The following is an 11,913-nucleotide window of genomic DNA, read 5'->3' on the forward strand; positions in this document are numbered from 1 at the left end:
GAAAAGGAAGGCTGGTTGTCAGTAAGTTAGGGTAGAGGGCTCAGGCGAAGGTCAGCATGTCTACTGCCAGAAACCCGGTGCCGCCTTTTATACTTTGTTGCCAGCCCATGCGCACCAGTTCCCGCTTTATAAAGTGGTTGAGCAGGCCGTGAGCCACCAGCACAGTGGTTTTATGCTGATGGGCATCTTCGGAGAGCATCTCTGCCGCTTTGCGGGCGCGGGCGCGGGCCTGCTTAAAGGTTTCGATCCCGCCGTTGTTAAAGCCCAGGAACCAAAGCAGGCGCGCGCCCAGCAGCCACAGTTTAATAGGCAGGCGCACCAAAGGCAGCCCAAAAACGCGCCGCTCAAATTCCCGGAACGTCGCGTCGATTCTCAGTTCAACCCCGTCGCCGAAGATGGCGCGGGCCGTTTGCTGCGAGCGCACCAAGGTGCTGCAGTATACTTTACGGATATGCTTGTAAGGAATGGCCTCGTGCTGCAGCACAAACTCCTCCACCTCGGCCGTGTCGTAGGCCGACACGTAGGCGCGTGCCTGGTGTGCACTGAAAAAGCCTTTCCGGTCTACCTGCGGCTTGGCATGGCGAATCAGGAAAATCCGCTTGGGCGGCATCGGGGCGTCTGGCATTAGGATTAGCGGCTGTGGTTTACAGACATATACGGCGCCCTTCGCCTTAGTTATACATTATGCCGGATGCGCGGCCAGGTCTGGGAACACGCGCTCCTTTATACCTGCCCATTCCTGCCGCAGGATGCTGTAGTAGATGGTGTCGCGGCGGCGCCCGTCGTGCATGTGCGTGTGGCTGCGCAGGATGCCTTCTTCCACGGCTCCCAACTTCAGCATGGCGCGCCGCGAGCGCAGGTTCAGCGCATCCGTCTTCAGCTCTACCCGCTCCATCTGCAGGGTCTCAAACGCATGCTGTAGCAGCAGAAACTTGCAGTGCCGGTTCAGGCCGCTCCCCCTGAAGTCCTTTCCCAGCCAGGTCCAGCCGATTTCCAGCCGCTTGTCCGGCTCCGAGATGTTGCCATAGCTGGTGCTGCCGGCCAATTGCCCGGTGGCACGGTCCACGATGAGGAACGTATAGCGGCTGCCCGTGGCATAACCCTGCACTACCTGCTGGCCCCACGTCTCCAACTCTTGCCAGGTACTGATGCGGTTAGGAGTAAAGCGCCAGATATCCACATCAAAGGCCACTGGAGCCAACTCCTGCAGGTCTGTGGCCCGAAAGCGGCGCAGCAGCACACGGTGGTCCTGCAGGCGCAAATCAGTTTGAAAATCTATAAGCATGGGGTGGTGTAGGTGTAGGTTGAGTAGTTGTAGTGTGAATAATAGCGATACCTTAAAAGTAATTCAGTTTACACTTTAAAAAGTAACTGTTAGTTGCTTAAAGTCATACTTTCCCTTTTTTTGAAGTGAATATAGTCTTAATAAATGGAGAATTAATTATAAAAACTGCCTGCATTACGTAAATTCTTAAACAGCCTATATTTGAAAGTATCTGCATGGAAGAGTGGAGAAGGTTTATTTCTAAAGTGCCAGAACTTAAAGAATTATTTAGGGTTCGGGTGCCTTTAGTGTTATTTCTATCAATTATGATAGCAATTATAGGAGTATTTGAACCGCTTGTATTAAAATACTTTTTTGATAGCCTCAGCTTGGCGGAAAGTAGTTTATCGCAAACTTTTCAACTTTCTATAGCATTGCTGTTCATACTATACATAGGAAGAGAACTTATTGGGAGTGTTCAAAATTGGTTAGTATGGAAGATTAGGTTAAGCGTGCAAAAGCAGCTTCAGTCAACAGCTATTTCAAAGTTGTACTCCTTGCCATTATCCTTTCATCATCAAGAAGGCGTCGGAGCAACAATGACAAAGCTAGAAAGGTCTATCAATAGCTTAGTTGGAGCTTTCAGCGAAGTTGCTTTTTTTACCCTCCCTACATGCTTTTATCTGGTTATCTCCTTGTATGTCATGTTTACCCTCGACTTAAGGCTTACACTGATTATTATATTCTTCGTTCCTCTTCCTGTCCTGATTAGCATGCAGGCGTCTAAAGAACAGACCCGACGAGAGAAGTTATTGATAACGGTTTGGGCAAAAATATTTAATCGTGTTCATGAAGTGCTTTCTTGTCTGCCTATGGTGAAGAGCATGTCTATGGAGAAGGCTGAGGCAAACTTCTTTCTCTCTAAAGTTAGTGAAACAAACACCTACGTGATGCGAGGTATAAAGACCGATACTAAAGTAGGAATGGTCAAAAATATCATTGTTGCTTTTGCTCATATAGTTGTTCTGGCTTATGGAGGGTATTGCATTACATTAGGAGAAATGACTTTAGGTAGCTTAATAGCCTTCCTCAGCTATATAGGTAAATTTTTTGGTCCAATCCAAGGTATTACTAATGTTTACCAGACCTACAGAAAAGCCTCTGTTTCAATTAATTTATTAAATGAGATATTAGAATTTAAGGATCCTGTTGCAGATGGAAAAGTAGTTTATGAATTAAATGAAGTTAAAGGAGAAGTAGAGTTTGATAAGGTAAGCTTTATTTACCCCAATGGGTATCAAGTATTCTCAGAGCTCAACCTAAAAGTAAACCCAGGAGAAAGGATTGCTATTGTGGGACAGAGTGGAGCAGGCAAAAGCACGATAGTCTCTTTAATACTAAGGCTGTATAGCCCGACAAGTGGACTAATTAAAATCGATGGCCATGATTTAAAACTACTGAGGCAGCGGTTTATCAGAAATCACATTGGGGTCGTTTTGCAGGATTTTTTTCTTTTTAATGATACAATCAGCAACAACATCTCCTATGGTGCTGGGGCCGTAAATCAGGAGCAGATCGAAGCAGCAGCCAAGATCGCAAATGCTCATGATTTTATCATGCAACTCCCCGAACGATATGAGACTACGATTGGGGAGCGTGGTAGTATGCTATCTGGCGGGCAGAGGCAGCGCATCGCCATAGCAAGAGCTATTCTTAAGGATCCTGCCATACTTATACTTGATGAAGCTACCTCAGCTTTAGATGCTGAGGCAGAAACTTTGGTGCAGGAAGCTTTCAAGAATCTTGTAAAGGGTAGAACTACCTTTATAATCTCTCATAAATTGGCAAACATTGTGGATGTTGACAAAATAGTGTTATTGAAAGACGGTAGAATTTCAAAAATAATAACAGACCCTTGCCACCTTAAAGTTGAAGAGGTATATGCGTGTCGTGTTAAGATAGGTTAAGTGCACGCACAATGTAAGAAGTCTTGCTGCCTTAGTGCAACACCCGCCATATAAATCATAGGATTATTAAGAGGCCAAAGGTTGAAAAACGAAGCTAAGGCTATTATTAACTTGATTTTATATAGTGCAGTCGCAGCATCTACAACCCTATTTGTCTCTCCTACGTTCTACCTAATCAGTTCAAATAATTAACTGTTTTAATATAGAAACAAGAACAATTTAGCAGTATCGTGCAGGATTTAGAAGGCAGAAAGGCAGTTGTAAGCGGAGGCGGCTCAGGCATTGGCAGAGCGCTGGTGGAAGAGCTTACTACAGCCAAAGTACCCGTTGCCGTAGCGGACCTGGACCTGCCCCACACCTTGCCAGCTGGCGCCACGCCCTATACCTGCGACGTTACCCAAGGCACTGCCATCGATGCCTTTTTTGCAGCAGTGCACCAGCAAATGGGCACACCCGATATACTTGTCTGCAGCGCTGGGCAAGGCATCCATGAGAAACTGACGGAAGGCGACCCGGAGAAGTGGCAGCAGATCATCAACACCAACCTGATGGGGACGCTCCGGATGATCCGGGCATTCGTGCCCGGCATGCTGGAGGCAGGCAAAGGCGACGTGGTGTTAATTTCGTCTGTGGCGGCTGGTCAGGCTTACCCTTACGGCGGCATTTACGCCGCTACCAAAACAGCCCTTCAGGTCATCGCCGAAACCCTGCGCCAGGAGGTGCTGCCCACGGTGCGCGTAAGCGTGGTAGCCCCGGGCGTAACCGACACGAACTTTTTTCAGAACACCCTTTCCGGGAGCCAGACGGCAGAAAGTATAGGCTACGGTGCGCTGAGCGCCCAGCAGGTAGCACAATCCATTATGTATGCGCTTCGGCAACCGCCGGGCGTAGCCATCAACCACATCACCCTTAGGCCGGCAGCACAGGCATTTTAGCCTTGGCGCAAGCAAGTGGCCCTTCTAGCGCAATCGCATTTAAAACATAAAAAAACAACAGAACAGGAAACACGCAAACTATGAAAAACAAGGTACTGATAACCGGAGGAGCCGGCTTTATAGGATCTCACTTGGCAGATGAGCTGTTGCAGCAAGGGTATGCCGTAAGAGCGTTAGACAACCTGAGCGAGCAGGTACATGGCAAAGACTGCGTACGCCCGGATTACCTGCACGAGGAGGTGGAGCTAATAGTAGGCGATGTGCGCAACCCGGAGGATGTGGCGCGAGCGCTGGAGGGCGTAGACTACGTGTTCCATTTTGCGGCCATGGTGGGCGTGGGGCAGAGCATGTATGAGCTGCGCGAGTACACGGCCGTAAACAACATCGGCACCACCGTGCTGCTGGAGGCGCTGATCAAGAACCCGGTGAAGAAGCTGGTGGTGGCCAGCAGCATGAGCATCTATGGCGAGGGCATGTATAAAAATCCAGCCGGCGAGTTGACGACGGTGCAGGAGCGCCCGCTGGAGCAGCTAAAGGCCGCTGACTGGGAGCTGTACAACGAGCAGGGCGAGCAACTGCAGCCAGTGCCGACACCGGAGGCTAAGACGCCATCGCTTTCCTCGGTTTACGCCCTCAGCAAGTATGACCAGGAGCGCCTTTGCCTGATGGTAGGCCGCGCCTACAACATCCCGACCGTGGCCATGCGCTTCTTTAACGTATACGGCACGCGGCAGGCGCTTTCCAACCCTTACACTGGTGTGCTGGCCATCTTCGCCTCACGCCTGCTCAACAACAATTCTCCCATGATTTTCGAAGACGGATACCAGCAGCGCGACTTTGTGCACGTGCGCGACGTGGCCTTGGCCTGCCGTCTGGCCATGGAGAAAGAGGAGGCCACCGGCAAAGTGTTTAACGTGGGCAGCGGCAACAACTACACCATCCGGGAGATAGGCGAGCGACTGGCCACCGTGATGGGCAAAACAGAGCTGAAGCCGGAGATTACGGGCAAGTACAGGGTAGGGGATATCCGCCATTGCTACGCCGACATCTCGCTGGCCCAGGAGGTGCTGGGCTTTTACCCGCAGGTAGAGTTTAATGCAGGCCTGGAAGAACTGGCCAACTGGCTGGAGGGCCAGATCGCCTACGACCGTGTGAGTGAGGCAAGCGCTGAACTGGCCGCACGAGGCTTAACCGTTTAGGCACCCGCTCATCTACAACAACTAAAGGAACCGAAAGATCATGAAGACAGATACACAAGCAACCAGCAGCAGCGCTACACTTCCGGTGGTAGGGCTGGTAGAGTGGTTCAGACCAGGTGAACACGAACATGTAAGGGAAACACTGGCCAGCCTGAAGGAACTGGGCGTGACAGACCTGCGCACCGGCGTATCGTGGGCCGACTACTACACCCCCGAGGGAAAGGAGTGGTACGACTGGCTGATACCGACCCTGGCCAAAGAAGTGAACATCCTGCCCTGCTTTCTGTACACGCCGCCAAGTATAGGCGAGAAGCCCCGCACCTCATCCCCACCGAAAGATAAAAAGGCCTATGCCGATTTTCTGGATGTGTTTATCGCCAAGCATGGAGAGCATTTTGAGTGGGTGGAGCTGTGGAACGAGCCTAACAACATGGTAGAGTACGACTTTACGCACGACTACGGCTGGAACAAGTTTGCCGAGATGGTGGGCGGAGCGGCATACTGGTGCAAGCAGCTGGGCAAGAAAACGCTTTTGGGCGGCATGAGTCCCATCGACCCGAACTGGCTGCAAACCATGTACGACCGTGGCGTGATGCAGTACATCGACGCGGTGGGCATACACGGCTTCCCGTACGTATTCGACCAGATGTGGGACGGATGGGAAGACAATGTGCAAACGGTGCGCGACGTGATGCAGCGTAACAACTGCACCGCCGAGCTTTGGATAACGGAGGCCGGCTTCTCTACCTGGCAGCACGATGAGTTTAAGCAGCTGCAGGAGTTTAAGGAGGTGCTGCAGGCAAACGTAACGCGCATCTACTGGTATGCCCTAAAAGACCTGGACGCCAACCTGCCCACTGTGGCCGGTTTCCATCTCGATGACCGGGAATACTACTTTGGCCTGAAACGCGCCGACGGCACCAGCAAGCTCTTGTACCGGCTCTGGGCAAGGCACGGCATCCATAAACTGGACCAGCTGGATTACGTGAAGCGCTCCATCGATGACGACACCGAGCCTTATACCTTGATAACCGGCGGCTCCGGGTTTGTGGGCACCAACCTGGCCAAGCGCCTGCTGGAGCAGGGCAAGCGGGTACTGGTGTTCGATAGCCTGAGCCGCGATGGCGTAGAGCAGAACCTGCAGTGGCTGCACGAGACCTATGGCGACAGGCTGGAAGTATTTGTAGGCGACATCCGGGACCAGCAGGCCGTGCGGCAGGTGATGAAGCGGGCAGAGCAGGTGTTTCACTTTGCCGCCCAGGTGGCCGTTACCACTTCGCTGGACCTGCCCATCAACGACTTTGAGATAAACGCGCGCGGCATCATCAACGTGCTGGAAGCGATACGGGAGCAGGACACCCCGCCGCCGCTGGTGTTTACCTCTACGAACAAAGTATACGGCGGCCTGGAGGATATGAAGTTTATCTCCAACGGCTCCCGCTACTACCCTGCCGACGAAACAACCGAGAAGTATGGCATTTCCGAGAAGCGCCACCTTGACTTCCACAGCCCGTACGGTTGCTCTAAAGGTGCAGCCGACCAATACGTGATCGACTATGCCCGCACTTATAACCTGCCGATGGCAGTGTTCCGGATGAGCTGCATCTACGGCCCGCACCAGTATGGCAACGAGGACCAGGGATGGGTGGCGCATTTCGCCATCAAGGCCATTGAGGGGGAGCCTGTAAACATCTACGGCGATGGCAAGCAGGTGCGTGATATCCTGTTTGTGGAGGATCTGGTGGATGCCTTTTTACTGGCGCAGGAGCACATGGAAAGTATAAGCGGCCAGGCCTTTAACATTGGTGGTGGACCAGAGAACACCGTAAGCCTGCTGGAGCTGCTCAAGACTATCAGCAAGTTCCGTGGTAAAGAGATACCGCTCCAGTTCGGCGACTGGCGCCCCGGCGACCAGCATTATTATGTGTCGGACACGCGCAAGTTCCAGAAAGCCACCGGCTGGTACCCGAAGCACAATGTGCAGGAAGGCGTGGCCAAGCTGTACCAGTGGCTCTGCGAGAACCGCGGCTTTGAAGTGCCGATATCGCTTAGCGCCATACTTGAAAAAGAGGAAGAACCTGTTAAAAAAGCAGTAGTAGCATAACCCATGCAAGATACCCTGACCAAGAACCAGAAAGAGGTTGCCGCCACCCGGGCAACCACCATGAAAGCCGCCGTTTTGGAGGCACCGCAAAGTATAAAAGTTAAGGAAACCGCCCTGCCCGAGCCAAAAGCCGGGCAGGTGCGCATCCGGCTGCAGGGCTGCGGCCTCTGCGCCTCCAACATTCCTGTGTGGGAGGGCCGCGAGTGGTTCAGCTACCCCATAGACGCCGGTAACCCCGGCCACGAAGGCTGGGGCGTGGTAGATGCCGTGGGCGAGGGCGTAACGGAAGTGAAGCCCGGCGACCGCGTGGCGGCCTTGTCTTATAACGCCTATGCTGAGTATGATTTGGCCGACGCCAACAAGGTGGTGAAGCTGCCGGAGGCTTTGGCAGACAAACCCTTTCCGGGAGAGCCGCTGGGCTGCGCCATGAATATCTTTAAGCGCAGCGACATTCAGGCTGGGCAAACGGTGGCCATACTCGGCATCGGTTTCCTGGGGGCGCTGCTGGTGCAACTGGCCAAAAGCGCTGGGGCACGTGTCATTGCGGTGTCGCAGCGGGAGTTCTCCCTGGAGGTTGCCCAAGAGTGCGGGGCCGATGAAGTGATTAAAATGGATGATCACTATAAAATTATAGAAAAAGTTAAGGAACTGACAAACGGAAACTTCTGCGAGCGCGTAATAGAGTGCACCGGAAAGGAGTGGCCGCTGAACCTTGCGGGAGAGCTTACGGCCGAGCGCGGCAGGCTGGTCATCGCCGGTTTTCACCAGGACGGGATGCGTCAGGTTAATATCCAACTTTGGAATTGGCGCGGCCTCGACGTCATCAATGCGCACGAGCGCGATCCAAAAGAATACATCAAAGGTATAAAAGCGGCTGTAGAAGCAGTAGAGGAAGGCAAGATCAACCCTGACCCGCTTTATACCCATCGTTATACTTTAAATAATATCGACAAAGCATTTGAGAACCTTACAAACCGCCCCGACGGATTTGTGAAAGCCCTGATAACCTTCTGAACATGACGGAATCTATACTGGACAAGGCGCAAGCCTCATCTGCATCTTCTTCTTCTGCCTCTGACTCTAAGCCCAAGCTCGGCTTTCTGGGCGTCGGCTGGATTGGCCGCAACCGCATGGAAGTAATTGCCAAGCACAATGCCGCAGAGGTTGCCTACATCTCCGACACAGCCACGCATAACGCCGAGGAGGCCCTGAAAAGCGCCCCGGAGGCCACGCAGGTGCACTCGCTGGAGGCGATGCTGCACAAGCCGGAGGTGAATGGCATCGTGATTGCCACGCCGAGCGCCTTCCATGCCGAGCAAAGCTCCCTGGCCCTGGAGGCGGGAAAATCCGTTTTCTGCCAAAAGCCGCTGGGCCGCAACCTAGAGGAAACAAAGCGTGTGGTAGAGGCTGCCCGACAAAGCAACAAACTGCTGGGCGTGGACCTGTCGTACCGCTACACAGCGGCCATGCAGGAAGTATACAAAGTGGTGCAGAGCGGCGAGTTGGGGCAGATTTACGCTATCGAGCTGGTGTTTCATAACGCCTATGGCCCGGACAAAGCCTGGTTTTACGAGCCGAAGCTCTCCGGCGGCGGCTGTGTGATAGACCTGGGCGTGCACCTGGTGGACCTGGCGCTGTGGAGCATGGATTTCCCGAAGGTAAGAAAAGTGCAGAGCCACCTGTACGCCAAGGGCAAGCCCATAAGTATGGCCGAGGGCAAAGTGGAGGATTATGCCTCAGCAAGTATAGAACTGGACGGCAACACGCATGTGCAGCTAAGCTGCTCCTGGAACCTGCCCGCTGGTCAGGAGGCCATCATCAGCGCCACGTTCTACGGCACCAACGGCGGTGTGGCCTTTAAAAACGTGAACGGCTCTTTTTACGATTTTGTGGCAGAGCGCTACTACGGCACCAAAACCGAGCAGCTCTGTGCCCCGCCCGATGAGTGGATGGGCCGTGCCGGTGTGGCCTGGGCTGAACGCGTGGCCAGCGGCGAGGGCTTTAACGAGGAAGCAAACGAGTTTGTGAAAGTAGCAGAGGTATTAGATAAAATTTACGGAAGATAAGAAGAGAATATGGAAGCACATCATCCCTCAAAGATATTGATGACCGCAGATACCGTGGGCGGTGTCTGGACGTATGCGCTGGAGCTGATCAGAGCACTGGCCCCTTTTAAAACGCAGGTGGCACTGGCTACCATGGGTGCGCCCCTGTCGGAGGAGCAGCGCCAGCAGGCCGACGACATCGACAACCTGACCCTTTACGAAAGCGACTACAAACTGGAGTGGATGGAGAAGCCCTGGGAGGACGTGGAGAAGGCAGGCGAGTGGCTGCTGAAGCTGAAAGACGAGGTGCAGCCGGACCTGGTGCACCTAAACGGCATGGCGCACGGCTCTCTGGACTTTGGTGTGCCAACGGTGGTGGTAATTCACTCGTGCGTGCTGTCGTGGTGGAAGGCGGTGAAGGACGAAGAGGCGCCGCAGGAGTGGAACAAGTATAAGGAAACGGTGACGAAGGGGCTGCAGAAGGCCAGCATGGTAGTGGCTCCAACGCAGGCCATGCTGCACCAGGCCGAGGCGCTGTACGGGCCGTTCCAGAACAGCACGGTGGTGTATAACGGCCGTGGCCAGCATACCTTCCAGTTCGGCAAGAAAGAGCCGTTCGTGTTTAGCATGGGCCGTGTGTGGGATGAGGCCAAGAACATCTCCATGCTCGCGCACATTGCCTCCGATCTGCAGTGGCCGGTATACATTGCCGGCGATGCCCGCCATCCAGCCACCGGCAAGGAGGTGCAGTTGGAGAACGTGCACTTCCTGGGCCAGCTGACGGAAGGAGAAGTATCCGATTGGCTATCCAGAGCCTCCATTTACGCGTTGCCAGCCAAGTATGAGCCGTTCGGCCTCACCATTCTGGAGGCGGCCATGTCGGGCTGTGCGCTGGTGGTGGGCAAAACCGAAAGCCAGGCTGAGATTTGGGGCAACGCCGCCAAGTACGTGAACCCAAGCGATGCCGACGAGCTGCGCGACACCATCAACAACCTGATCGACGATGAGTTTGGCCGCAACATCATGGCCTGCCGCGCGGTAAAACGCTCCCACGGCTATACCGCCGACCCCATGGGCCAAGACTACGACCACGTGTACCGCCAGCTCCTGAAGCAAACGGTTACGGTATAAATTGATTGCTGATTGTTAGTTGTTGATTGTTCCTTCAAGGAATAACAACAGTTTAGAAATCAGCCATCAGCATCGTATACGCCATGATAGTGGATCATAGTTAAGCGAACAGCAATCGACAATCAACAACCAACAATCAAATGAACATCACCCTTTTCTACCACTCTATACTTTCGGACTGGAACCATGGCAATGCCCACTTTCTACGGGGCATTGTGCGGGAGCTGGAGGAGCGGGGGCACCAGGTAGACATGTATGAACCGGAGAACGGCTGGAGCCTGCAGAACCTGGTAGAAGGCTACGGAAAAGAGAAGCTCGACGAGCTGCAGGAGTATTATCCCAACATCAAAACCAACTTTTATACTTTAGAAAGTATAAACCTGGATGAAGTGCTGCGCGATGCCGACCTGGTGCTGGTGCACGAGTGGAACGAGCATGAGCTGGTAAAGCGCATCGGCGAGCACCGCGCCAACGGTGGCAAGTATAAACTGCTGTTCCACGACACCCACCACCGTGCCGTAACAGAGCGTGAAAGTATGGCAGGGTATGACCTGACGCATTACGATGGCGTGCTGGCCTTCGGGCAGAAGATCCGCGATCTGTACTTGCAGGAACACTGGACCCAAAACGCCTGGACCTGGCACGAAGCCGCCGATACCTCCGTTTTCTACCCGCACGAGCGAAGTGAGTTTGAAGGTGACCTGGTATGGATCGGTAACTGGGGCGATGAGGAGCGTACCGCCGAGCTGCATGAATTCCTGATAAACCCGGTGAAGGAGCTGGGGCTGAAGGCCAAGATCTACGGCGTGCGCTACCCCGAGCACGCCCGCAAGGCACTGGCCGATGCCGGCATCGAGTATGGCGGCTGGCTGCCCAACTACAAGGCGGCAGAGGAGTTTGCCAAGTATAAAGTAACCGTGCACGTGCCGCGCCGGCCCTACGTGGAGGCGCTGCCGGGCATTCCGACTATCCGTCCGTTCGAGGCCATGGCCTGTGGCATACCTTTGATCTCCTCACCATGGGATGATGCCGAAAACCTGTTCACGCCGGGTGAGGATTTCCTCGTGGCCCGCAACGGCGAGGAAATGAAGCAGCACCTGCAAACCATCATCAACCATCCTGACAAAGCAAAAGAAGTGGCCGCGCATGGTTTAGAGACCATCCGCAGCCGCCATACCTGTGCCCACCGCGTTAATGAGCTGGAGAAAGTATGTGAGGAGCTGGGCATAGCCGAATCAAAAATCTATCTCACCCAAAAAGCCTGAACC

10 protein-coding genes are annotated in these 11,913 nt (G+C 53.7%); 8 read left to right on the plus strand and 2 right to left on the minus strand.

The window, feature by feature from the left end; translation table 11 throughout:
- Window positions 1-40 precede the first annotated feature (40 nt).
- Both FJM65_RS08970 and FJM65_RS08975 read right to left on the minus strand, forming a co-directional pair.
- Window positions 41-625, minus strand: coding sequence for a histidine phosphatase family protein (locus FJM65_RS08970; RefSeq protein WP_140621170.1), 585 nt, complete (start codon window positions 623-625; stop codon window positions 41-43).
- Window positions 626-682: 57 nt separating this feature from the next.
- Window positions 683-1,285 carry a GNAT family N-acetyltransferase gene (locus tag FJM65_RS08975; RefSeq protein ID WP_239022890.1) on the minus strand — a complete coding sequence of 201 codons (603 nt, stop codon included), beginning with the start codon at window positions 1,283-1,285 and terminating at the stop codon, window positions 683-685.
- Window positions 1,286-1,500: 215 nt separating this feature from the next.
- On the opposite strand from FJM65_RS08975, the gene FJM65_RS08980 reads away from it, so the two are divergent.
- From FJM65_RS08980 to FJM65_RS09015, 8 genes are all read left to right on the plus strand, one after another.
- Window positions 1,501-3,231: an ABC transporter ATP-binding protein gene (locus FJM65_RS08980; RefSeq protein WP_140621171.1), complete on the plus strand. Its 1,731-nt coding sequence runs from the start codon at window positions 1,501-1,503 to the stop codon at window positions 3,229-3,231.
- 230 nt (window positions 3,232-3,461) lie between these two features.
- On the plus strand, window positions 3,462-4,166 hold the full coding sequence (locus FJM65_RS08985; protein WP_181163682.1) for an SDR family oxidoreductase: 705 nt from the start codon (window positions 3,462-3,464) through the stop codon (window positions 4,164-4,166).
- An 80-nt stretch (window positions 4,167-4,246) separates the two neighbouring features.
- Window positions 4,247-5,365 (plus strand): NAD-dependent epimerase/dehydratase family protein, encoded by a 1,119-nt coding sequence (locus tag FJM65_RS08990; RefSeq protein ID WP_140621173.1) that lies wholly within the window; start codon window positions 4,247-4,249, stop codon window positions 5,363-5,365.
- Between the two features lie 40 nt (window positions 5,366-5,405).
- Window positions 5,406-7,469, plus strand: coding sequence for an SDR family NAD(P)-dependent oxidoreductase (locus FJM65_RS08995; protein WP_140621174.1), 2,064 nt, complete (start codon window positions 5,406-5,408; stop codon window positions 7,467-7,469).
- 3 nt (window positions 7,470-7,472) lie between these two features.
- Window positions 7,473-8,483 carry an MDR/zinc-dependent alcohol dehydrogenase-like family protein gene (locus FJM65_RS09000; RefSeq protein ID WP_219855965.1) on the plus strand — a complete coding sequence of 337 codons (1,011 nt, stop codon included), beginning with the start codon at window positions 7,473-7,475 and terminating at the stop codon, window positions 8,481-8,483.
- A 2-nt stretch (window positions 8,484-8,485) separates the two neighbouring features.
- A complete protein-coding gene (locus FJM65_RS09005) occupies window positions 8,486-9,535 on the plus strand; it encodes a Gfo/Idh/MocA family protein (RefSeq protein ID WP_140621175.1) in 1,050 nt (349 codons plus the stop codon).
- A 39-nt stretch (window positions 9,536-9,574) separates the two neighbouring features.
- Window positions 9,575-10,645 (plus strand): glycosyltransferase family 4 protein, encoded by a 1,071-nt coding sequence (locus FJM65_RS09010; RefSeq protein WP_140621176.1) that lies wholly within the window; start codon window positions 9,575-9,577, stop codon window positions 10,643-10,645.
- Between the two features lie 140 nt (window positions 10,646-10,785).
- A complete protein-coding gene (locus FJM65_RS09015; RefSeq protein ID WP_140621177.1) occupies window positions 10,786-11,910 on the plus strand; it encodes a CgeB family protein in 1,125 nt (374 codons plus the stop codon).
- Window positions 11,911-11,913 lie beyond the last annotated feature (3 nt).

It is taken from the genome of Pontibacter mangrovi, assembly GCF_006385705.1.
Classification (GTDB): domain Bacteria; phylum Bacteroidota; class Bacteroidia; order Cytophagales; family Hymenobacteraceae; genus Pontibacter; species Pontibacter mangrovi.